The organism is Coleofasciculus sp. F4-SAH-05, from assembly GCF_040222985.1.
Lineage (GTDB): Bacteria > Cyanobacteriota > Cyanobacteriia > Cyanobacteriales > Coleofasciculaceae > Coleofasciculus > Coleofasciculus chthonoplastes.
The window spans coordinates 1-23,367 of sequence record NZ_JAVKBY010000057.1 but is presented as its reverse complement, the minus strand read 5'-3'; the positions used below and the strand labels follow the sequence as shown (position 1 = coordinate 23,367).

Annotated in this window: 21 protein-coding genes and 1 pseudogene; 14 read left to right on the top strand and 8 right to left on the bottom strand. The window is 43.3% G+C overall.

Annotated elements, in window-relative coordinates; genetic code table 11:
* Nucleotides 1–42 precede the first annotated feature (42 nt).
* The 3 genes from RIG27_RS06515 (at nucleotide 43) to RIG27_RS06505 (ending at nucleotide 3,860) form a co-directional block, all read left to right on the top strand.
* Complete coding sequence (locus tag RIG27_RS06515) at nucleotides 43–1,461, top strand: HlyD family efflux transporter periplasmic adaptor subunit (RefSeq protein WP_446343523.1); 1,419 nt, start codon at nucleotides 43–45, stop codon at nucleotides 1,459–1,461.
* Nucleotides 1,462–1,640: 179 nt separating this feature from the next.
* Nucleotides 1,641–2,789, top strand: coding sequence for an ABC transporter permease DevC (gene devC, locus RIG27_RS06510; protein WP_446343521.1), 1,149 nt, complete (start codon nucleotides 1,641–1,643; stop codon nucleotides 2,787–2,789).
* Between the two features lie 339 nt (nucleotides 2,790–3,128).
* Nucleotides 3,129–3,860, top strand: coding sequence for a DevA family ABC transporter ATP-binding protein (locus tag RIG27_RS06505; RefSeq protein ID WP_446343519.1), 732 nt, complete (start codon nucleotides 3,129–3,131; stop codon nucleotides 3,858–3,860).
* A 113-nt stretch (nucleotides 3,861–3,973) separates the two neighbouring features.
* On the opposite strand, the gene RIG27_RS06500 is transcribed toward RIG27_RS06505, so the two are convergent.
* The 3 genes from RIG27_RS06500 to RIG27_RS06490 form a co-directional block, all read right to left on the bottom strand.
* A complete protein-coding gene (locus RIG27_RS06500) occupies nucleotides 3,974–4,750 on the bottom strand; it encodes a hypothetical protein (RefSeq protein WP_446343562.1) in 777 nt (258 codons plus the stop codon).
* 310 nt (nucleotides 4,751–5,060) lie between these two features.
* A complete protein-coding gene (locus RIG27_RS06495; protein ID WP_446343517.1) occupies nucleotides 5,061–6,722 on the bottom strand; it encodes a D-Ala-D-Ala carboxypeptidase family metallohydrolase in 1,662 nt (553 codons plus the stop codon).
* Between the two features lie 55 nt (nucleotides 6,723–6,777).
* Nucleotides 6,778–8,043 carry an RNA-guided endonuclease InsQ/TnpB family protein gene (locus RIG27_RS06490; protein WP_446343515.1) on the bottom strand — a complete coding sequence of 422 codons (1,266 nt, stop codon included), beginning with the start codon at nucleotides 8,041–8,043 and terminating at the stop codon, nucleotides 6,778–6,780.
* Between the two features lie 98 nt (nucleotides 8,044–8,141).
* On the opposite strand from RIG27_RS06490, the gene RIG27_RS06485 reads away from it, so the two are divergent.
* Complete coding sequence (locus RIG27_RS06485) at nucleotides 8,142–8,684, top strand: HAD hydrolase family protein (RefSeq protein ID WP_446343513.1); 543 nt, start codon at nucleotides 8,142–8,144, stop codon at nucleotides 8,682–8,684.
* On the opposite strand, the gene RIG27_RS06480 is transcribed toward RIG27_RS06485, so the two are convergent.
* Complete coding sequence (locus RIG27_RS06480; RefSeq protein WP_446343512.1) at nucleotides 8,652–8,804, bottom strand: hypothetical protein; 153 nt, start codon at nucleotides 8,802–8,804, stop codon at nucleotides 8,652–8,654. The two genes, RIG27_RS06485 and RIG27_RS06480, sit on opposite strands and share 33 nt — an antisense overlap.
* Between RIG27_RS06480 and RIG27_RS06475 the strand changes: the two genes are divergently transcribed.
* Nucleotides 8,787–10,619 (top strand): aspartate kinase, encoded by a 1,833-nt coding sequence (locus tag RIG27_RS06475; RefSeq protein WP_446343510.1) that lies wholly within the window; start codon nucleotides 8,787–8,789, stop codon nucleotides 10,617–10,619. The genes RIG27_RS06480 and RIG27_RS06475 overlap by 18 nt on opposite strands.
* Nucleotides 10,620–10,931: 312 nt before the next feature.
* On the opposite strand, the gene RIG27_RS06470 is transcribed toward RIG27_RS06475, so the two are convergent.
* On the bottom strand, nucleotides 10,932–12,221 hold the full coding sequence (locus RIG27_RS06470) for a TetR family transcriptional regulator (protein WP_446343508.1): 1,290 nt from the start codon (nucleotides 12,219–12,221) through the stop codon (nucleotides 10,932–10,934).
* A 110-nt stretch (nucleotides 12,222–12,331) separates the two neighbouring features.
* Between RIG27_RS06470 and RIG27_RS06465 the strand changes: the two genes are divergently transcribed.
* Nucleotides 12,332–13,180 carry an acyl-CoA desaturase gene (locus RIG27_RS06465; RefSeq protein WP_446343506.1) on the top strand — a complete coding sequence of 283 codons (849 nt, stop codon included), beginning with the start codon at nucleotides 12,332–12,334 and terminating at the stop codon, nucleotides 13,178–13,180.
* 255 nt (nucleotides 13,181–13,435) lie between these two features.
* Nucleotides 13,436–14,359, top strand: coding sequence for a DUF3326 domain-containing protein (locus RIG27_RS06460; protein ID WP_446343504.1), 924 nt, complete (start codon nucleotides 13,436–13,438; stop codon nucleotides 14,357–14,359).
* Between the two features lie 46 nt (nucleotides 14,360–14,405).
* Here RIG27_RS06460 and RIG27_RS06455 read toward each other — a convergent pair whose 3' ends face one another.
* Nucleotides 14,406–15,896 (bottom strand): hypothetical protein, encoded by a 1,491-nt coding sequence (locus tag RIG27_RS06455; protein ID WP_446343502.1) that lies wholly within the window; start codon nucleotides 15,894–15,896, stop codon nucleotides 14,406–14,408.
* Nucleotides 15,897–15,901: 5 nt separating this feature from the next.
* Nucleotides 15,902–16,065 (bottom strand): annotated as a pseudogene (locus RIG27_RS06450) (excisionase family DNA-binding protein); the annotation flags it as partial.
* Nucleotides 16,066–16,162: 97 nt separating this feature from the next.
* Between RIG27_RS06450 and RIG27_RS06445 the strand changes: the two are divergent.
* The 7 genes from RIG27_RS06445 to RIG27_RS06415 all read left to right on the top strand — a co-directional run bounded on the left by RIG27_RS06445 (nucleotide 16,163) and on the right by RIG27_RS06415 (nucleotide 23,106).
* Nucleotides 16,163–16,447 carry a DUF3326 domain-containing protein gene (locus RIG27_RS06445; RefSeq protein ID WP_446343560.1) on the top strand — a complete coding sequence of 95 codons (285 nt, stop codon included), beginning with the start codon at nucleotides 16,163–16,165 and terminating at the stop codon, nucleotides 16,445–16,447.
* Nucleotides 16,448–16,485: 38 nt separating this feature from the next.
* Nucleotides 16,486–17,679, top strand: coding sequence for a TauD/TfdA family dioxygenase (locus tag RIG27_RS06440; protein WP_446343500.1), 1,194 nt, complete (start codon nucleotides 16,486–16,488; stop codon nucleotides 17,677–17,679).
* Nucleotides 17,676–18,518, top strand: a complete 843-nt coding sequence (locus tag RIG27_RS06435) for a TauD/TfdA family dioxygenase (protein ID WP_446343498.1) — start codon at nucleotides 17,676–17,678, stop codon at nucleotides 18,516–18,518. The genes RIG27_RS06440 and RIG27_RS06435 overlap by 4 nt, the downstream gene beginning before the upstream one ends.
* 254 nt (nucleotides 18,519–18,772) lie before the next feature.
* The gene (locus tag RIG27_RS06430; RefSeq protein ID WP_446343496.1) at nucleotides 18,773–19,846 is read left to right on the top strand and encodes a threonine aldolase family protein; all 1,074 of its coding nucleotides are present in this window, start codon (nucleotides 18,773–18,775) and stop codon (nucleotides 19,844–19,846) included.
* 6 nt (nucleotides 19,847–19,852) lie between these two features.
* On the top strand, nucleotides 19,853–20,488 hold the full coding sequence (locus tag RIG27_RS06425) for a class I SAM-dependent DNA methyltransferase (RefSeq protein WP_446343494.1): 636 nt from the start codon (nucleotides 19,853–19,855) through the stop codon (nucleotides 20,486–20,488).
* The gene (locus tag RIG27_RS06420) at nucleotides 20,485–21,819 is read left to right on the top strand and encodes a CmcI family methyltransferase (RefSeq protein ID WP_446343492.1); all 1,335 of its coding nucleotides are present in this window, start codon (nucleotides 20,485–20,487) and stop codon (nucleotides 21,817–21,819) included. Before RIG27_RS06425 ends, RIG27_RS06420 begins: the two co-directional genes overlap by 4 nt.
* 87 nt (nucleotides 21,820–21,906) lie before the next feature.
* Nucleotides 21,907–23,106 carry an LL-diaminopimelate aminotransferase gene (locus tag RIG27_RS06415; protein WP_446343490.1) on the top strand — a complete coding sequence of 400 codons (1,200 nt, stop codon included), beginning with the start codon at nucleotides 21,907–21,909 and terminating at the stop codon, nucleotides 23,104–23,106.
* A gap of 82 nt (nucleotides 23,107–23,188) precedes the next feature.
* Here RIG27_RS06415 and RIG27_RS06410 read toward each other — a convergent pair.
* The coding region (locus RIG27_RS06410; protein ID WP_446343558.1) for an RRXRR domain-containing protein at nucleotides 23,189–23,367 on the bottom strand (179 nt) is incomplete at its 5' end.

The window sequence follows — 23,367 nt, the reverse complement described above, 5'->3', positions numbered from 1 at the left end:
GGCGCGAATTCTAGAGATTAATCCTATTTATATTAGGAATATATGGGGCATAAACCAGGGATGGATGAAGGACTATTTTCAAAACCGATAACTCGTTGGGCGATCGCGCTAGCTGTTGGCGGAACCCTGGCGACTGGAATTGCTGCCGTTTACAGCCTACATCGGGTTCAACTCCGTCCAAATCAATCAAGTTCACAGCCTGCGGCTACACCCACGCTCGAAGCTGTAACCGCCTTAGGACGCTTGGAACCCGCTGGAGAAGTTCTGACTATATCCGCTCCGACATCGCTGGAGGGAGCCAATGTAGTGAAAGCATTACTCGTCTCGGAAGGCGATCGCGTTCGGGAAAATCAAGTGATTGCGATTATGGATAACCGCGATCGCTTACAAGCGGCTGTCGATCTTGCCAAAAAACAAGTTGAAATTGCTCAAGCGAATCTAGAACGAGTGAAAGCAGGTGCTAAAGCGGGTGCAATTCAAGCTCAACAGGAAACCATTAATCGTCTGGAAAAAGAATTAGAGGGAGAAACAAAAGCCCAACAGAGCAAAATTAATCGCTTAGAAACTGAACTGAGAGAAACCACCAAAGCTCAAGAAGCCACGATTCAAGCCCAACAAGCCACTGTTAAAGGTCAAGAAGCTACGATTAGACGAATCGAGGCAGAAAAACGCAACGCTGACAACGACTTTGCCCGCTATCAACAATTAGCCGAAGATGGAGCCATTTCTACCTCAGAATTAGAAAGCCGCCGTTTGAGGGTGGAAACAGCCCTAGAACGCCTGAGTGAGGCACAAGAAAACCTCAGTCAACAACAGGCGAATCTAATTCAAGCCGAAGCAAACAAAGCTCAAACCATCGCTAATCTTAACGAACAGCTTGAAGAAGCCAGAGTCAACCGCAACAAAACAATTGGCATTCTCGAAGCTCGGATTAAAGAAGAAGAAGCCCGCCTCGAAGAGATTAAAGAAATTCGTCCGGTTGATATTAAAAAAGCCGAAGCTGAAGTGGAAAGTACACTAGCTGCCGTTGAACAAGCCCAAGCTGATTTAGATTCATTAGCTTACGTGCGGGCTTCAGAAGATGGTCGGATTTTAGAGATTAATACCCGGGCGGGGGAAACCATTAAAGCAGGGGAAGGAGTTGTCGAACTGGGAAAAACTGACGAGATGATAGTGGTTGCTGAAGTCTACGAAAGCGATATTAGCAAAGTCCGTCTCGGACAACGTGTTGCCATCCGTAGTGAAGGCAAAGCATTTGAGGAAAAACTTCAAGGAAATGTTAGCCAAATTGGACTACAAATTGGCAAAAAAGATATTCTGGATACCGATCCGGCTGCTGATGTTGATGCCAGAGTCGTGGAAGTGAATATTCGTCTACGTCCAGAAGATAACCAAAAAGTTACCGGATTAACTAATTCAAAAGTTATCGTAGAAATATTCCTAGAATCAGAGTCGAATTAATTGAAAACCATGTCCTTTAGCGAAGCGAAGGATCAAGTCGAGGTGGGTTTAATTATATCAGGGTCAGGCAATAAATGATAATAGTGAAACCTGCCCCTACACACAACTTAAAATTTAAAACCAGGTTCCCTCAAACAAAATGAAGGGTCAACACGAAAAACTCAACCCTCGAAACTTCAATGAAAATTCCACTCGCTTGGTTACAACTAAGCCGCGAAAAAATCCGATTATTGGTCGCGATCGCGGGAATTGGCTTTGCTGATATTTTAATGTTTATGCAACTCGGGTTTCGTGATGCCTTGTTTGAGAGTAACGTGACCCTACATAACAAGTTAAAAGGTGACATTTTTCTCATTAGCCCTCAGTCCACATCAACTATCGCAATGAAAAGCTTTCCCCAGCGGCGATTATATCAAGCTTTGGGTTTTGAGGGTGTTCAGTCTATTAGTCCACTCTATATGGATTTTGGATTATGGAAAAACCCGCAAACTCGAGCAACTCGCGCCATTATGGTTTTGGGATTTAATCCAGCTAATCCAGTATTAGATCTACCTGATGTTAACCAAAATTTGAATAAGATAAAAATAGAAAATGGGGTTTTATTCGATGATACTTCTAGACCAGAATATGGTTCAATTGCTCAACTATTTCGTCAAAAAGAAGAGGTAACGACAGAAGTAGAAGAACGCCGCATCCGGGTGGTGGGATTATTTAGTCTAGGCGCTTCCTTTGCTGCCGATGGAAATATTGTTACAAGTGATCTCAATTTTTTGCGGATCTTTCCACGACGAGATAAGGGACTAATTGATATTGGTATAGTTCAATTACAACCCGGAGTAAATATCCAAAATGTTTTAACTAACATGAGACAGGAATTTCCTGATGATGTCACAATTTTGTCCAAGCAAGAATTTATCGATTTTGAAAAAAATTACTGGCAAACCAGTACCGCGATCGGTTTTGTATTCACTTTGGGAACAGTGATGGGGTTTGTTGTCGGTACAGTGATTGTTTATCAGATTCTTTATACCGATGTTTCCGATCATTTACCCGAATATGCCACACTTAAAGCCATGGGCTATACCAATCGTTATTTATTGATAGTGGTTTTCCAAGAAGCGCTTATTCTGGCGGTTTTAGGATATATTCCCGGAATGGTAATTGCTTCTGGATTGTATGGTTTAACAAAAGCCGTAACTCGTTTACCGATGATGATGTCCTTGACTAAAACTATAACTATTCTAATTTTGACAATTATTATGTGTTGTGTATCAGGGGCGATTGCTGTGCGGAAACTGAAAGCTGCCGATCCTGCTGATATTTTTTAGAGGGTGAATAAGGGAGAAGGGAGATGGTAGAAGACAGTTTAAAGGCAAGTGTACACAAGGGATAGAGAAGGTTATCAAATTTGATTTTGGATGACGTATTAATTATGAATAAGGGCGGGTTTTGTTGTTCCGTTATTGGTGAGGAGGGCGGGTTTTGTTGTTCCGTTATTGGTGAATATCTGAATTGAGTCCCTAAACCCGCCCCTACGATTGTCCCTAAACCCGCCCCTACGATTGTCCCTAAACCCGCCCCTACGATTGTCCCTAAACCCGCCCCTACGATTGTCCCTAAACCCGCCCCGACAAGAGACGTATAAAATTATAATAGATTTATGAGTTATGACTTATCACGTATTACGTAAATCTCCTGTTGTCTCGATTAAAAATCTAAACCATTATTTTGGTAAAGGTTCTCTACATAAACAAATTCTCTTTGATATTAACCTAGAACTATTATCTGGAGAAATTGTCTTAGTGACGGGTCCTTCGGGTTCAGGGAAGACAACCTTATTAACCCTAATTGGCGGCTTACGTTCACCCCAATCGGGTCAAGTTCAGGTTTTAGGACAGGAACTTGTCGGTGCAACAGAAGAAAAACTGGTGCAAGTGCGCCGTCATATTGGTTATATCTTTCAATCTCATAATTTGCTCAAGAGTCTTACGGCTTGCCAAAACGTACAAATGTCAGTGGAACTTCACCCCGATATTTCTCCCGTCGAGGCGGTAGCGAAATCAACAGCGATATTAACCACAGTCGGTTTAGCCAATCATCTTAATAACTACCCGGATAACCTTTCTGGCGGACAAAAACAGCGGGTGGCGATCGCACGGGCGTTAGTGAGTCGTCCTCAGTTAGTTCTAGCCGACGAACCCACAGCAGCTTTGGATAGTCAATCTGGACGGAATGTAGTGGAATTAATGCAACAGTTGGCAAAAGAACAAGGATGCACCATTCTACTCGTGACCCACGATAACCGAATTCTGGATATTGCCGATCGGATTATTCATATCGAAGATGGACATATTCAAAGATGTCATAACCATGCCCTCGATGGTCGCGAAGGGTCATAAGCAATAAGTAATACGTTATAAAATGGAGGATTTAGTAGCATCAGTTACTTGGATTAAGAACGACATTTATGGTTGAGCAACTTTATCTAATGATTGGTAGATGGTAAATGGGTTTAGTTAATCCGCGCCCGATTTGTTCTTAAGGTCACGTTAACCCCCTCACTGGATTGCTGAAGCACCAGTAAAGGAGTTGGTTTAGCCTTTTGATCCCAGTGAATTGAAACAATTCGTCCTTGAATCGTGGGTTGCCAGCTTTCATCCTCTGGACTAAGAAAAGTTTCGATACAATCAATAATCTGACTAATCGTGGCTGAGGTGGCTTGAGTCGGTAATTTAGTCAACTTGATTTGAATCCGGAATAGCACTCGCATGGTACGTTTACCACTGCTTTCTGTCTCATACTTCACATCAAACAGTTCATCAACTTGTCGTCCCGTGGTACTAGCAATCCCGATCGCGCTTTGAGTCGCCTGATTCGGTCGTAGCGCCACACTGATGATGTTTTTAACCTTGATTTTGATTTGATTAACGATAGCAAAATGGAATACCTCTTCCTCCATCCGCAATCGCAGATAGTCTAAATTGAACTCGCGAGAGTGAACCAAATCCGGATTCGTTTCCATTTTACGGATCGTGTTGAGCGCCAACTTCAACTTTTTCTGGAGGTCTTTGGTTTTAAACTGCTCAAATTTCAGCTTTTTCGTCGCGGCATTCAATTGCATTTTGCCATAGACCAGTAAGCCGATCACGAGTAACAACAGTCCCATGGAGACAAACATCCAGGGTGATCCGAAAGACTCATTGTTTGGGGGTGAAGGAGAGACAGCCGTGGGTGACGGCTGAGAAACTTGAGCTAATGTAGATTCTCTAGGGATAATCGAACTGGACATAATGCCTGCTGGAGAAAACGTAAGAGTTATTTCTAGAATGCCTTCCAGGGAGTGCATCGGGTGCAATCTCGCCCTTGCTAAATCTGCTGGGGTATACCGACAGCCATTTTTTGTCGGTGGGGAAAACACTGTACCGAGTCGTAAACTCTTGCGAAAGTCCCCTAGGACTCCGCCATGAATGTTAGATTGTTCTGGATTTGTGTGGTTGATCTATTTGTCGCTTCAATTACAGATGCACCCATGCAGATTTTGAATTACAGTCCTGGAAAAAGGTAGCAGCAAACAGAGGTGTTTGTGCTGATTGTTACCCTTAGTGGCGCCAGCGTGCCCGGTAGCTGCGAGCATCAATGTGGCACAAATTAGGAAACCGACTATAGCGACCTAAACCACCGGGCCACCATGGTTCCAGAGACCAATAAATCTGATTACCACTTAACCCTTCACACACAAAATCCATGGCATCTCCCACCAGATGCCGACTATACGTGGCACCCCCAACTGCTCGATTAATGTGAGGAGGACGATACCAACTGGTGACGATAAAAGGTCGCCCAATGCGATCGCGTGCCCGTTGTGCCAGTTTCGCAATGCGAATCATAGCATCCACTGTAGCTTGGTTAGGGGGCATACGTGTACCTCCATGGGTGGCTTCCGCCCAGGTAAAGTTACCATCGGGAATAATTGGTGCTAATAGCTGAATATTGTAGGGTGTCCACCGTTCAGGACGTTTGGGAGTCAAAATAGGCGTCGGCTTGGGCGGTGCTTCTTGGGCTTGGCGACGGGCTTCATTCATCCGTTTTTGGTCTTCCAGGAGAGATTGCACCGCCTGATTTCGGGTGGGCAAATCTCGCCACAGTTGCACCAGACGAATTAACGCTTCCCGTTGGTTGTCCTCTTCTTTATAGTCTTTGGGTATCTTGCCGACAAAGCTGATCAGTTCTCGATCGAGTTCCGCTGCCAGTTTTTGCATGGCGGTGGGATCAGTAGTATTCGCTTGCAGGATGTCTGGATTAATGCCGAGGTGACTTAATACCGTGGCGCGGGAGTCAAATTGATTCCAGAGTCGAAAGCCTTCGGTGAGGGCATTGCGTTGGCTACCTTGTCCCTGATAGAATTTCGGCACACGCTCGACGAATGCCACCAGAGCCGGATCAATAATATCCAGATTTTCTTCGGGGGAGGCACTTTTTTCCAAAGACGCGATCGCTTCTTCTCGAGTTCGCAGTTGACGCCATAGTTGACTTAGGCGCAGCAATGCCTCTCTTTGATGGGGATAACCGCTATAGTTGGCAGAAACCCGCCCCATAAATTGCTTTAGGGGAATATCCAATCGGGATTCATCCTCACGCGCTGATTCTACCTGATCCGTTGGCACTAACGAAGCAATCGCCGCATCCGGCGTATCCAGTTCCCGCCAAATTCGCACCCCTTCGAGCAACGCATCCCGTTGATGAGGTAATCCCCTATAGTAATCAGGAAGTCGATCCACAAGCGTCAGTAAGGCTTTATCCAGATAGGCAAGGTTTTGGGGCAGGTTTTCACTGGTGAAGTCGGCAGCTAAATCCGCTAGATAGGCTTGTTTAAGAGACTCAAAGTTACTCGGTTCTAAACGTGCTATATGGGGTTGACTAGCTGGCGGTGCATATCCGCTGGCTACGTTTTGCAGGAACTTATCACTATAATGTCCCTGTTCAGACAGCCATAAATCATTCCCCTGCTGTCCTTGAGCAATTAAACTATCAGTAAGCGATCGGATCGCATTCGCCGCATACTGGACTTGTTCTGAGAACGTATTCACCTGATCAGGGGATACCCGATTAGCCGGGGATATGCCTAACCCTGTTTCCTCATCACCCAGGGTGGGAGAAGAATGAACCTGATAGAGAGCCGCCAAAATTGGCTTGTGAATCCCCGCTCGTTCGGCAGCTAGAAGATAATAATAATTCCGTTGGTCTGGTGAGAGTATTGTCATGATAAATTTTGATAATTCAAGCTATAGCACCCATTACAGATTGACACTCCCCCGGTTAAAACGCGGGGGATACCTTCTTCTCCGACTCGCCGTTAGACGACAGGATTGCTCCAACCGTCCAAGAGGGCAAATCTCCCCAAGCGTAAGTTCCGGTGTGCCCCACCGTACTTAATCCTTTTTGCAGGATGTTTAAACTAGCTGCAATATCCCTGTCCTCAACATACCCGCAGTTACCACAAACCATGTCCTCGAACGAAGTGAAGGAATGGGTTCGTTGAGACAGGGATTTTTTGACTCGATGGTGACACTCTGGACAATCTTGGGAGGTGTAGTGCGGAGGAACCGCGACTGTCACTTTCCCATACTTGTGTCCAAAGTATTCTAACCACCGTCTAAATGTAGACCAGCCTGCATCAGAGATAGACTTAGACAAGTGACGATTTCTTACCAAACCTTTAACATTTAAGTCTAGCCTTCGGCAAGCCGCTGGCGCGTCTACGTATGCTACCAAGTCGTTAGATTGGATCACGGAGTATGCGACTCGCTTGCAATACTCTTTTCGCTGCCTACTTACTCTTAAATGCTTCCGGGCATATCGGCAACATGCTTTTTGATAGTTGTTTGACTGCGGTTTTGCTCCCTTTTGGTACTTCTTAGACTTCTTACGGTTGGCTCGATTGAGCTGTCTTTCCGATTGGCGGTAAAACTGCGGCGACTCTTCTGTATGTCCAGTTGAGTCAGCTAGGAAATATTTGATTCCTAGATCTAATCCGATGGCTCTACCTGTTGGTTGAGTTTTTATTCGGATATTAGCTTTAACCGCAAATTGTGCATAGTAGCCGTCAGCACGTCTAACTAACCTTACCCGTTTGATTTGGTCAATAGAGTAGAAGAGGAGGTCGTAAGTACCCTTAAGCTTTAGTCGCCCTATTCCTTTCTTGTCGCTAAAGGTAATGGCTTTTCGATTTTCAGACAGTTTCCAGCCGCTCGTCTTATACTCGACAGAGCGGCAATTCTTCTTGAATCGGGGGAAGCCAATATTTCCCTTGATTTTGTTTCGACAGTTTTCGTAGAAGCGACTAATTGCACTCCAAGCACGTTCAGCCGATGACTGACGTGCTTGAGAATTGAGTTCCCCAGCAAAGCTAAACTCTTTTGCTAGTACGCGGCAATATTTGTTGAGGTCGTACTTGTCGATACCTTCGTTATCTATCCAGTACCGCAAGCACTTGTTCTGGACGAACTGTGCCGTCCGAATCGCCTCATCAATGGCAGCGTATTGAGCGGGTTTAGCTTTTACCTTAAACTCAAAAACTATCATTGTTTTTGCTCAAGATTATAATGTTCACTATAGAATAACTAGACCAATTGCGCCAGCCACAACTAAAGTTGTTAGGTTGAACCTTGCTCGGTGAAACCTTGAGCGAAGTCGAAAGGTTTCATCCCCCGACTAAAGTACGGAGGTTTTCACCATCGCGTTCTATAACTACCCATCGCCAACAGTTAGCTCAAACCTATCAACGCCTCAAATCTGAATTTCCCCAGCTTCACGAATCCCCTGACAATCGCTTTCGGATCACCGACTGGACGTTTGATAATCGCAATCTCAGCGTGGAGCAACTCGAACACCTTAACGCTCTTTGTATCTCAATGGATTGGGGATTTACCTATAGTTCGGTGCAATGTCACATCAAACCCCGATCTCAGGATAAAGCGACTGGATTAATCCAAGTGTTACGTGACCATTTTCCCCAATATCAACCGGAACAAGTTCTGACAGTGGGTGATAGCCCTAACGATGCCAGTTTATTTAACCCCCAGTTATTTCCCCTATCCGTAGGCGTGGCTAATGTTTTGGATTATAGGGATGAACTGGACTATAAACCCGCTTATGTTACCGATGCTACAGAAGGTGAGGGATTTTGTGAGTTAGTAGAGTACCTGCATCAGGTAGGAAGGTAATTGCTCCCTGACTCTTGACAAATGACTCTTGACAAATGACAAATGACAAATGACAAATGACAAATGACAAATGACAAATGACAAGGTGTAGGAGCAAGATTTATGGTGCTGGTTGTCCAAAAATACGGTGGAACCTCGGTGGGATCAGTTGAGCGGATTCAAACTGTCGCTCAACGCCTCTTAAAAACAGTCAAAGCGGGTAACTCTTTAGTCGTCGTCGTGTCAGCCATGGGTAAAACCACGGATGGGTTAGTTAAACTGGCTCACGAAATTTCCGCCAATCCCAGCCGTCGGGAAATGGATATGTTACTCTCCACTGGCGAACAAGTCTCCATCGCTCTACTCGCGATGGCGTTGCAGGAAATAGGACAACCTGCAATTTCTCTGACTGGCGCACAGGTGGGGATCGTCACGGAAGCCCAATATAGCCGCGCCCGTATTTTTAATATCCACACCGAACGAATTTCTCGTCATCTCGACGAGGGTAAAGTGGTAGTGGTAGCAGGGTTTCAAGGAATCAGTAGTATGACTGACTTAGAGATTACCACTTTGGGACGCGGCGGATCAGATACCTCCGCCGTGGCGTTAGCAGCATCATTAGGGGCAGATCGTTGTGAGATTTACACGGATGTCCCTGGTATTTTAACCGCTGATCCGCGCTTAGTCTCTGATGCTCAACTCATGGACGAGATTACCTGCGATGAGATGCTGGAATTAGCAAGCTTAGGGGCGAAGGTACTGCATCCGCGTGCGGTGGAAATTGCTCGCAATTACGGGATGCCTTTGGTTGTATTATCCAGTTGGACGGATGATCCGGGGACGAAGGTGATTTCTCCTACGCCACAACCCCGTTCGTTAGATGATTTAGAAATAGCTCGATCAGTGGATGCGGTAGAATTTGATACCGATCAGGCAAAAGTGGCAATGCTGCGGGTTCCGGATCATCCCGGTGTCGCCGCCCAATTATTTGGAGAGATTGCGGGTCAAGATTTGGATGTGGATTTAATTATCCAGTCGATTCACGAGGGGAATACGAATGATATTGCCTTTAGTGTAAGTAAGGGTATTCTCAAACGGGCTGAAGCCGTGGCAGAAGCGATCGCGCCCGCTTTCCGTAGCCCCACTAATCCCAGTGATGATGAGGCGGAAGTCTTAGTGGAATCAAATATCGCCAAAATCGCGATCGCGGGGGCGGGGATGATTGGACATCCGGGTATTGCGGCGCAAATGTTCACCACCTTGGCAAATGCGGGAATCAATATTCAGATGATTTCCACCTCTGAGGTAAAAGTAAGCTGTGTGATTGATGCTGCCGATTGTAATCGTGCGATCGCGGTTTTGTGTGACCAGTTTAATATTAAGAGTTCCCCTGCCCGTTTACCGATTTCTGATAATGTAGAGACGCGCCATGGCGCGTCTCTACATTCAAACCCCGTCCGAGGGGTTGCCCTTGACCAAAATCAAGCCCGTTTAGCCATTCGCTATGTTCCTGATCGTCCAGGTATGGCAGCTCGCATATTTAGTATCTTAGCCGAGCAAACCATTAGCGTGGATATGATTATTCAATCTCAGCGCTGTCGAGTAATTGATGGAATTCCCACACGCGATATTGCCTTCACCGTCGCCCAAGCTGAGGCAGAAAATGCCCAGAAAATTCTCCAAGAGGCAGCACCTATTTTAGGATACGGCAAGGTTCTCCTGGATGCCGATATTGCTAAAGTCAGTATTGTGGGTGCAGGAATGATTGGACAACCCGGTGTAGCCGCGCGAATGTTTGCCGCCCTTTCTCAACACAAAATCAACATTCAAATGATTACCACGTCGGAAATAAAGATTAGTTGTGTAGTGAATAAAGAACAAGGGGTGACAGCATTACAAGCCATTCACCAGGCATTTGGTTTAGCCGGAAATCAGCAAGTTGAAGTTCCCACATAGGAGTGTCCATTTTATGTTGTCTGCCTTGATTATTCAGCTAGTGTGGATAATACACAAGAGATGTCGTTGAAATATACTCTTGATGGAGATGCTGGAATAGACTTTGATGGGAGTAATAGTTTTACAGATATTCTACTGCCTAAAATAGTACCTCCAAAAGTTGAACTACTTAAGGCGATCGTTAGACGTAAATTGGATGCAATTGTCAGACTGTAAATTCACTTTTTTACAGAACAAAACAACGGAATATTTACCTACTGAAAGAAGGCATAAATATAGCAATTTTAGCATCTCAGACAAAAAGCGAGTTACTCAAGGCTTTTGATCTAAACGAATCGCCCGATCCAACGCCGTTTTTTCTCTTGACCGACGAACATAAGGCTCTAATTCTTTGACATCTAAACCGCTTAAAATACTCAAATCCTCCACATTCATCCCTCTCATTAACAGTTCCACACACCATGTCTGTCGCGCTTGCTCAATTGAGGGAGATGGCGTTTCCAACTCAGAGGTAAAATTACGCCATGTAGCTCTTAATTCTGCCACAGACATCCGTTCCAAGGCTTCATTAACAAACAGGGGTGAACGATCATCTTTACGACTTTTGAGCCATTGGTTTAAGGGATTGCGGGTGTAAGAACCATAACGCTTACCCATAATCCACTGATTTACAGGGACTTGGCGCACATTACCTTGTGTCACTTGTAACAAATGTCTGTGAGCGTCACTAATTTGGTGCGATCGCTCTAAGGCAATAATTTCTTCTATCCGCAACCCCGCACCAAAGAGGACATAGGCGATAGCATAATCCCGTAATCCACTTTTTTTGGCTTGTTGCAAAATGTCATGAACTAAGGATGCGGGTAAATCGGCTACAGTCTCAGAGGAGATCACCGGAGAAGGCGCATTCGGTGAAGAATTGGTTACAGGCGGGCGCACTGTCTCCCCTGTGTCGCCGCTTCCCGGTTCTTCCTCCGCCTCTTCCCGTCTCTGTAGCTCTGTGTCTGCAAAAGCTCCGTGTAAGATGAGTTCGAGCAAACTTTGCAAAAACTCCTCCTGACTTTGCCACAGCTGGTGGAACTCGCTAGTTAGTTCAATCACCAGATACCCGAATAACATCACATTAACCAAGCGGGCTAATTTTCCCGCCGACAATCGCAACACTAAGCGATCGCGTTGAATCACGGTGGTAAGATAATCAGCAAAGTCCAGGTTGGCTTGAGTAACCCCTTCTCCTAACGCCTGACGATGCTCAACCGTATATTTTCCTGACTCCCCAACCACAGAGCGCAGTAATTCGGGCATCTGTTTGAGAACCTGAAGGCGATCGCGTCCATAATTAATCAGCGCCTGCTCAAATGTCGTTGTCTGATCGACTTGGGCTCTGAGTGATTCACCCAGACGGGTAAACACGCCAGAGTCTTCGATCACGGCTAAAAGCAATCCTTGTTTGTTCCCAAAGTGACGGAACAGTGTGACTTCATTAACCTGGGCTAATTCAGCAATCTGACGTGTGGTTGTCTCAGTAACCCCCTGAACGGTAAACAACTCAAGCGCTGCTTGAATTAAACGCGCTCGTGTTGTAGAACTGGTACGAGACATAGTTTAACAATGTAAGTGATACTTGCATTTTGATGGAGTAGTGGTTAAGCTGATGGTATAAGTGTAAGTAAAACTTGCACCTCAATTCCTACTGTAACGATTCTCAATAGATGACTAATTCCTCAATCTCAGCGCCTCCTCAAAGTCGCGCTAATCTACCCTTCCATTGGCCCAGTCTGCTGTTTTTTGGCACAATTCACGCCTTGGCACTGCTGGCACCCTGGTTTTTTTCATGGTCAGCCTTGGGAGTAATGATACTTCTCCACTGGCTCTTTGGCAGCATTGGCATTTGTTTAGCCTATCATCGGCTTTTGACCCATCGGAGTCTTCAAGTGCCTAAGTGGTTAGAATATATCCTGACCACCATCGGGGCTGTAGCTCTCCAAGGAGGACCAATCTTTTGGGTAGCAGGACACCGTCAGCACCATGCTCACCCTGATGATGCAAACAAAGACCCTTACTCAGCACGAAATGGGTTTTGGTGGAGTCACATGCTTTGGCTGTTCTATCATAAGCCCGAATTTTTTGATTACGACGTATATCAAAAATACGCTCCTGATATCGCTAGAGATCCTTATTATCGCTGGTTAGATCGCTATTTCTTATTGTTACAATTTCCGCTGGGTCTATTGCTTTACGTCGTCGGGGGATGGCAATTTGTATTCTGGGGTGTCTTTGTCCGAGCTGTACTACTGTGGCACAGCACCTGGTTAATTAATTCTGCCACTCACCTGCGCGGTTATCAGACTTATGAAGTTAATGATGGGTCTCGCAATCTCTGGTGGGCAGCAATCTTAACCTACGGAGAAGGTTGGCATAACAATCACCACGCTCATCCCAATGTTGCTCCGGCTGGACGTAAATGGTGGGAAATCGATATGACCTGGTGGGCAATTCAACTACTACAAGGAGTAGGTTTAGCCAAAAAAGTCGTCCTACCGCCCAAAAAGGCAGCTTAGTAACGTTCTTTGGGAATTAAAAAGTATGACGGTATGTGGCGCAACGTTAGTGTAGAGACGTTGCATGCAACGTCTCTACAACTATCAAAAAGGTTTTCACCCATTCAGGTAACAAATGTAACGACAACACCATAAACCCTGATGTCGCAAGTCTATACCAAAGATTTTGAAATTCAATGTCCTCCCCAACAACGTAGTTGGAGAAAAATTGCTCAATAAATTGGCAATCTTCCTTTACCCGGTGTTCCGATTCGCTTGATTTTAACCAAGGTTGACGGAGATACGCTAACCTTTGAATCCAGCTTTATCGAGACGGATAGAGAGCCGGTTTGGTCATCATTACTTGATATTAATCTGCGTCAACGGGTTTCTGCCCAACCCTTTGTCGCCGTGAGTATTATTCCGACAGGCGTTAGAGCCGAAATTGGTGGTTTTGCTGGAGATGCGACTCCAAGTACTAATCTTTTAGCGGCGGCTTGTGATTATCTGGTGACTAATCCCAATGCTGTAACCGCATCGGATATCTATTTGGCTCAGGATAATGTGCTTTACCTGGAAGGGAATCTGATTTGTCAGTTACTACTGGGTAATATTGGCGTGATCCCACAGAAGCGCAACACTATCGCCGCGATTATTGAAAAGCCACGAGATCAGCGATTTTTAAACAATGTTCTTAATGCTCTCAATGGCTTGCGGGCTGTGGGCGGAATTAATATTGATCCGGTTGTTGTCACCGGTGGGGCAGTGGAAACTGCTTGTACCTATTCCCCGTATGGTAATGCTTCTGCAGAATTTAACGGGATGGAGGAGTTGATCAAGGCGTTAGATGTGGTGGAAACGTCTTCGGCTAGGGCGGTGGCGTTAATCACTACGTTGCACGTTGATGATCAAGTGCGTCAAGCCTACTACCAAGGAGAGTCTATTCCCAATCCTTGGGGTGGTGCAGAAGCGATTATGACTCATCTGACAACTAATTTCTATCCGTTTACGGCTGCCCATGCCCCTTTATTATTGGAGTGGGAACATACGGGATTTGGTAAATTAGTCGATCCCAGAGATGGTGCTGAATTAATTTCTAGTGCTTATGTTTGTTCGCCTTTACAGGGTTTAATTAATTCTCCCCGCCCGGTAAGGTTTGATACCGCTTCTAAAAACCTAGACAAACCTACCCATAAGTAATTCTGCCTTGGTATAAGTCCACGGTGTAACTTTTGGTCGATAACCGTTAACGCTTACGCTTGGCTGATACCCGGCATTGTTGCTCGATATCAGCCTTAACCAACGGCTCCCAGTTAGAGACACTATAGTAATCGTGTCTACGATTGACTACAGGGCATCGACCCATAAAATTATTAAATTGATATAGAGCGCTCCATACGTGCTTTCTCGGATTCACTCCGAGATAGGCGGACACAGAGCGCGGCAATCTTTCACTATACTTCATTCCTCTTCTGGCAATTGCTAGGGCCGCTGCCACATCAGATGATAGTCCATACATTCGACTATATTTAACCAATCCAATCAAACTCGTGTAAGCTGGATTGACCAACTGATAAGCTATTCCTCGGTTGGATAAAATCGATGACAAAATCTGATAAAAACGACTGTATGCCCAGGCAGAAAGCATTCGAGCATATTTTTTGCCACGCTCTCGTAGTTGAGCTTTCTTTGTCGAAAAATCTAAGCTTTCGCACAGAATAGGGATCTGAAAATCCCTGGCTAAAGCTGCCAATTTCAAACAAACCTCTACAATTTGAGCCTCTTGTTTGCCTGTGGGTAAACCCGTCTGAAAAGGAAGAGTCCCCCATGCTCTTAAATTTCCTTGACTATCAACATAAGCCCAACCGATAGAACTAGGATTTAGATCGATACCCAGGGCACCATACTGAATTTCTCTACTAACTTTCTCTACCGATGCGGGCGTGAATTGAACAGCGACCACCCAGCGATTATCCTTTCTATAGAAGTGCCATGTTTTCGCACCACTATTGGGTAATCTATTAATCTTTCTTGAGAAGCTGCCAATTTTTGATGTGACATATTTTCCAAATTTGGCTTCTAGACAATCGGGAACCCTCAACTTGATCGTATCCCCAGACCATTGACAAGTTTGATTCCCATAACTTTCATCCTTGGAACCAACAATAAATAGTTCGCCTCTGGATACCTTCACTCTAATTTTCGCCGATTTCAGATGTTTAATTTGATTTTGAAGTCGGTGGATATATCGCTTTTTCTGATGCAGACCTTGACGCAGATGATACCCGTTAGTTTTTCTCGTCTTCAGGTTTGACGACAAGGGAAAATTACAGCCGTTTTTTGAGGATTGCCAGTTCTTTTTTTTATAGAACTTCCGAGCCAACTTAATTTTCTTTGTGGCTTTGGCTACCCAATCTTTCGCTGACTTAACTCGTGATTCTAATTGCTTTATCTGGCGCTTTCTGCATTCTTTAGCTGAGGAAGTTTTTCCTCTAGCTAATGCAATGACTCCGTTAGCATAACGCTTGCTGATTCCGTATTTCTCTTGAATATGACTATTCCAACTGGATTGATTAAATTTAACTTCTTTATTTAATAAATGGTTAACGGTTTCAACTGTTGCTTGATAAAATATATCGGACAATGAAGTTAACAACATCTCCAAGTCGGTGAAACCGATGGGATTAAGTTCATCGGCGGGAGTTGGCAAGCCTTTGCAATAAGTTATCGTCGTCATAGCTATTCGTTACCCGATTTCTTACCAATTAAGTCAACGATATCGATAAGACGATGACCACCAGCGATACGATAAGATTGTATTTTACCATTGAGTTCCCATCGGTGCAAAGTGCAAGACCGTGGCACCTAGTCGAGTAGCTGCTTCTTGGGGGGGTTAAACTAGACATTGCTTGACTATATCATAGAAAATGTCTAGTTATGTCACTAATTGTCTAGATATTTACTGACTGTTAGTTAACCCCCGTAGCCCCAGGGGAAACCCGCATATCTGTAGAGAATGTTTCGGCGGTAGTGATGCCAGAAACAACTGTGGGGAATATCCCTTTCTTGGCGTCGTTAGACCAAGGTGTGCCGATAATCTTAGTCAAAGATAATCCCACCAAGTACGATATTACCCCGGAACGGTTGCAAATTGAGACCCAAGGCAGGAAAATATATCGTGTCAATAGCTACATGGAGGCGGCGGGATTGCTGTTAGCGTTACGGAATGGTATTGCCGTTGAGAGTATAACTCGTCCGCTCCCACAAATTGAGCCAATTTTCCTGTAGCCAAGGCGGAAACTTTATCTTGGAGAAAGCTTAGAGGAGTGAGTTTCTTGAATTGTACGGAAAAATCCCAATTATCTTCATCTGACACCCTTCAAATTCAATCTTGGCAAACTGGAGACAAGGGAATCGAAGTGGATTATGTCTCTGGAGTCACCAATACTTTAAATAGGGTAAGCTTGCCCTGGATGTGGCTGCGAGATCACTGTCAATGTAGTTCCTGTTTCACCTCTACGGCACAGAGAGAATGTGATGTGTTCATTGGCTGGGATAAATTTAGATGGGAGGAAGTCTTTGTCGATACCGATACCGCCGGGCTGATTATTCAATGGCAGGATAATCACAAAAGTTACTTTTCTTACGATTGGCTATGGAAAATGCTCAACATTGAGAACTCCGTAGCCGTCGATGAACGAACACACTGGACGAATGATTTCCCAAGTCTTGATTATCGAAATATCCTGGATACAGATATCGGATTAAGACAGTTGGTTGAATATGTCGCACAAGTCGGAGTATGTAAAGTTACGGGTGCTAAGCCGAGTCAAGCTGAAGCGGCTAAACTTATGCAGAGAATTGCCTATCTTCGGCAGAGTCATTTGGGCAATCTCGTCGAAATTAAGCCATCAAGTCATTCCGGCTATGATGAAACACATATTCATACCGAGGGAACGTTTAATTACGATCCTCCAGGGATTAAATTAGTTCAATGCCTGGACAAAAATACTTCCCCCTGCGAACTAATTTTGGTAGACGGGTTAGCGCTTGTTGACAGAATTAAACGTGAAGCACCGCAGACTCTACGTTTATTGCAAAATCATCGGGTGTCTTATCAGTACCTGAATCAGGATATTAATTTGATTGCTTCCGATTCGGTTGTCACCCTAGATCGGTATAATCGACTCAAGCGTATCCGCTATAATCGGAAAACCAAAGGTTCTTTTGCCGAGCCGGATTTGCCGAAAAAACAAGCGTTTATAGCCGCTTTTGAGCAGTTTGAGGCATGGATTGAGCAGGAATCCCAACAGCGAAAACTTAACTTGAATCCAGGAGAGATGGTGCTGTGGGATAATTGGCGTGTCTTGCATGGTGGCGGCGCGATGGATGGCACTCATCACCTTGCCGTTTGCCTGTCAAATATGGAAGATTTCCATAGTCGTCTGCGCGTAATTCAGACTAAATCCGATCAACGTCCTGTTCCCCTGGCTCGTGAAAAAAAGGGAGTTAAACCATGACAAATTTAAGCACGATTGACAAAGATTCGACGCGCCAAAATCTAATCCTCTGGACAGCTAACACATTTGCTAATGGGCTACCAACAGTCACTTTCAATGAAGTCATGACTGAATCTAGGGGATTAAAAAAATGGTTAGAAAACATTGCCTGTTATGGTTTGGGCATGGTATCAAATACTCCACACAATCGTGAGTCAACCCGCGCCCTGGTTGAAAGGGTAGCCTATATTCGGATGGATATTTTTGGCGGTTTGGCTGACTCCGATATGAGCGAACCACACGCTGATAGCGCCTATGCCAATGGATATCTTGCTGCCCACACGGATGGAACTTATGCCTACGATCCGCCGGGACTGATTTTATTTCATGTTCTGGATAGGGATTATAGTGGGGGAGAGAGCATTTTCATTGATGGCTTCTATGCGGCAGAAACTCTACGACAATTATCTCCTGACGCTTTCTCTTTGCTTACCCAGGTTGATATGCCAGGACATTACTTAGAAGTTGATACCCATTTAGAAACAAGGCAACCTCTAATTCAACTTGATCCGGAAAACCAGGTTAAGCGAATTCGATTTAATCACATGGATCGCGCCCCGTTTTACTGGGGTGAAAAAACCACACAGGTCTATGAAGCGCTTTGGGAATGGCGTAAAATTATTGATGACCTAGCCAATCAATATCGCTTTCGTCTCACACCCGGAAATGTTCTCTTGTTTGACAACTGGCGTCTTTTGCATGGACGATTAGCTTATGTAGGGGAGCGGCGCATGGTAAACTGCTATTTGAACATGGAGGACTTTGAAAGCCGACTGAGAGGACTTCGAGCAACTCTCTAAGTAGGTGGGGACAATTAATGTGAACGGTGGAGATCGTCATTCGTCATTCGTCATTTGTAAGGGTTGGAGGGGTGTTTACATAACCTAATATGGTTGAGTTTATTTCCACCAACCTACTTAGAGCGTCGGTAAGCGTAACCAAAGTTAGTGGCTCTTAAGAAGTCAAAAGCCTGCCCTCTTTCCGAAGTCAAATGACAAATAACAAATGACAAATAACAAATAACAAATGACAAATGACAAATAACAAATGACAAATGACAAATGACAGAAGAGGTTTTGCCTCAGATAATCAGGCTGGAGTCGATCCGGAAATGATGAAGGCTATATTAGCTGCTAATCAGGGACACGCTTATGCCTATGGCGAAGATGAATGGACACAGTTAGCGATAGAAGAATTCCACAAGCATTTTGGTGCGGATTGTCAGGTATTTTTTACCTTCGGGGGTACGGGTGCCAATGTATTCGCTTTGGCTTGTTTGTGTCGCTCGTTTGAAGCGATATTATGTTCTCGTGATGCCCATTTATACCATAGTGAATGTGGGGCTGTGGAGAATTTCATTGGTAGTAAAGTCGTTCCGATTGAAACGGCTGATGGGCGTTTAGATATTCAAGCGATCAACGGTTATTTGTCTTGGCAAAACGATGTTCATGCTTCTATCCCGCGTGTGATATCTATAACTCAGTCTACGGAATTGGGAACGGTGTATCGCCCCGATGAGATTTTAGCGTTAGTAGAATATGCCCATCAGCACGGTATGACTGTTCATATGGATGGTACACGTTTGGTTAATGCCGCCGCTTTACTGAATTGTTCCTTGGCGGCGCTGACGACGGAACTTGGTATCGACGCGGTATCTTTTGGCGGCACTAAAAATGGGTTTTTGATGGGAGAAGCGGTTATATTTCCTCACTCTGACGCTGCGTTGTCTCGGAATTTTTCGGCTATCTGGAAACAAAGTATGCAGATGCCTTCAAAAGCTCGATTTATCGCCGCCCAGTTTTTAGCCTTATTTAAAGATGACCACTGGTTACAAAATGCTAGCCATGAAAATAAAATGGCTCAGTATCTTGCTGAACAAGTATCTAATATTCCTGAAGTGGAAATAGTGTATCCTGTAGAGACTAATGCTGTTTTTGCTAAAATTCCACTGGATTGGATTGAACCGCTGGTCAAGGTTTGTCATTTTCATGTTTGGGATAGTTCGACTGGATTAGTCCGATGGATGACTAATTTTGATACTCAGCCTGAAGATATTGAGCGATTTGTCGGCAAGCTTTCTTCTCTTTCTCGTGTCTCGGTAATTCCTGAAAAGTCCATGATATTATAACAGAGTATGTCTGAAGAAAAAGTCAAAAATATTTCAGAAACAAGACCTTGGTTCTCGATAATTTTTGATAGCCAAAGCCCTGAGGAATTAAAAACTAAATACGATAGTTGGGCAAATACCTACGATGCAGATATAAGAGACGATTGGTCTTTTATGCCTGTTAATATAGCACGGACATTAAGTAAGCTACTTCCGAATAAAGATGCCACAATTTTAGATGCTGGTGCGGGTACGGGGTTAGTGGGTGAAGCGTTGGCACAAGCAGGATATACTAATCTAACTGCTGTAGATTTGTCAGAAAAAATGTTAGCGATCGCTGAAGACAAGCAAGTCTATCAAAGCTTGTATCAGTGTAATTTAGAAAATTCCCCTATTTTTAGCGAATCAGTAAGTTTCGATGCCATTATCGCCGCAGGGGTTTTTACCCATGCTCATGCAGGAGTTAGAGCTTTAAACAATCTATTTGGTCTTTTAAAGGAAGAAGGACTATTCTTTTTAACCATACGGGAAGACTATCGCAGTGAAATGCAGACAGCTTTAGATAAATTACCCTGGACATTAGTTAGTAAAGAGGATTTTCATATCTATGATGAAGTCAAGTTGATGTATCTTCTGGCTTTTAAAAAGGAGCGATCACAATGAAGAATAAAAGTATTCACAAATCAACTATATCTGAGCAACAAACCTTAAAATATAGAAGGTTTGTAAAAATATATGACCGAGAAGATAGATGTGATATTCCCAAATCTGCTTGGAGACCTCTGACAGACAATGCCTATTTACAAACTTGGAAAGGGGTACTTCTGGAAAAAGATCCCATGCAAATTGCAGCTTATCCGATGCTGCTTTACGAGTTGCAACCAAAGACAATTATTGAGTTGGGCGCTTTGAAGGGAGGAAGTGCAATTTGGTTAGCAGATCACTTAGAATTATTTGGTATTCAAGGTGAGGTTTACTGTGTTGATAACGATCTTTCTCAGCTTGATGAAAAAGCTAAAACCGACTCTCGAATTCATTTTATAGAAGGTGATTGCCAAGAAATTAGTGCAGTTTTACCCACAGAATTACTGTCTAAATTACCTCATCCTTGGTTAGTGATAGAGGATATTCATGACAATCTAGTTGGTATCCTCGAACATTTTCATCACAATGGTTTGCAAACTGGTGATTACTTGATTATTGAAGACACCAATAAATTTATGTGGGAAGTTTGGGATGATTGGGAAGATCAAGAATTAATTCAGCGAGGTTTGCGCAAAATGGATGACTTAAGAAGCTGGTTAATGAAGCATCAAGATGAGTATTTAATCGATACTTACTACCAGGATATGTATGGTTATAATGTTTCCAAGAATTGGAATTCTATATTAAAAAGAACTTCAATTAATGAACAAAAAATATTATTAGAACAAGAGTACAAAAAAACAGGAGCAAAAATTTTCTTGGCTTCTATGGAATATATTCATATAAAACACTTGATCAAACTTACTCAAAACCCAAGTACAATAAATGTCATGGATAAGAGTGGGTTTCTAGGACTTGAGGAGCTTAAACTTGATGAGACTAAAAAATTTATACAGGCTATTTCAGCTTATGCCTGTCCTTACTCCCGAGAAAGTGAGATCCTATTGCTTGGAATTTACTTGGAATTAAAAGGACTACCAATAGGGTATGTAATATTAAAAGGGTTTAATATGGATTTGTTAACCGCTGAAGTTGGTATGGCAATTCTAGACAAAAATTATCGAAATAAAGGATATGGAAGATTAGCCTTAAATAGAATGATTACTTATGCGTTTAATGAACTACATTTTCAAACAATTGGAGCAATGGTTTTAAGGTCAAATAAAAAAATCATTAATATCCTTAAAAAAAACGGATTTGTTATTAAGGAGACTCTATATAAATCATGGTCTATGTCTAATGGAGAATTAGTAGATATGTTATGGATGGAATTAAAGAGCAAAACATAAGCATTTCCAGAATTATAATTATTGCATTAGTTCAAACTCAGGTTAATTTTTTATTTTACAAGAGGTTTAATAACCGAAACTATTAATATGAGTATAAAAAATCCCAATCTCAGTAAATTATTTAATTCTTATCCCTGGTTTACACTTCAAACTACGCTGAGGAAGAAAATTGAAGAACATCAATTATCAAATCCTCAACAAGAATTGTATATGATGACATGGGGTGATACAACTCAGCCTTTACCATCAAAAGTTGTTGAAGCTTTAGTTGATGCTGCTACTAAGCTAGGGAATAAGTCAACTTATACTGGATATGGGGAATATCAAGGAAATATTAAACTAAGAGAAGCTATCTGCAACAATTACTATAAAAAGCGTGGAATTGACCTAAAACCAGCAGAAATTTTCGTCAGTGACGGTTCTCAACCTGCGACTTTTAGTGTTCAACAACTCTTTAGCTTAGATAATGTCATTGGATTACAATCACCAATGTTTTTTCCCTTTTCAGATGAAAATATTTTAGCAGGTAGAAAGAAAATTATCTATCTAGAGTGTAACGAGAACAATAATTTTATTCCCGAGCTTCCTACATCAAAAGTTGATATAATTTACCTATGTTTTCCTAACAATCCAACAGGTGCGGTTGCTACAAAAGAGCAACTAAAAGTCTTTGTTGATTATGCAATAAATCATAATTCAATTATTATTTTTGATGCTGTTTACAGTGTTTTTATCACAGATCCTAACATTCCCAGAACTATTTACGAAGTAGAAAACGCAACAAAATGTGCTATTGAAATTGGTAGCTTTTCCAAAATGGCTGGATTTACTGGATTAAGATTAGGTTGGTCTGTCGTTCCGTTTGATCTAACTGTTGAACACACCGTAGCAGGAGAGTTGACGGAAATGTTTAGAGTTCTTGAACATACAAGGTTTTTGGGTGCTTCTAATTTAGTACAAAAAGGAGGGATTGTCGCTTTATCACCACAGTGCCAACAAGAGTATCAAAAAATTATCAACTATTATCTGGAAAATGCTAAAATTCTCAACAAAGGTTTAGAGACTTTTGGACTTAAGTGTTTTGGTGGGAAGAATAATCCTTATATATGGGCTAAAGGAGCGGAAGGGATGAGTTCTTGGGAAGTTTTTGACCAACTCTTTTCCAAAGCTGGTATTGTTAGCGTACCTGGTAGCGTATTTGGTTCAAGTGGTGAGGGTTTCTTACGTCTAAGCACTTTTGTTAATCGAGAAGACATAGAAAAGGCAGTAGAAAAACTTTTATGTTGAGAATCAGAAATGGGACAGTCTTCTCAATCAAATTCTGGAGCCCAAACTCCCATAAGGTGAAATTAAGCTAGTTTCCAGAACATCAATAACTGCAGCAACTGCTGTTTGAATTGCCCCCGCTCCCGGAATAAAGTTTCCCAGGATCTATGCCTACGGCTATAGATTGAGTGTTTTCTTGAGTGTCAAAGGTTAACTGAATGCCAAAGCAATCTAAGTCGTTGTGTACCACTTTGGCTTTACCCTCCTTTAGCCAACGTCTAG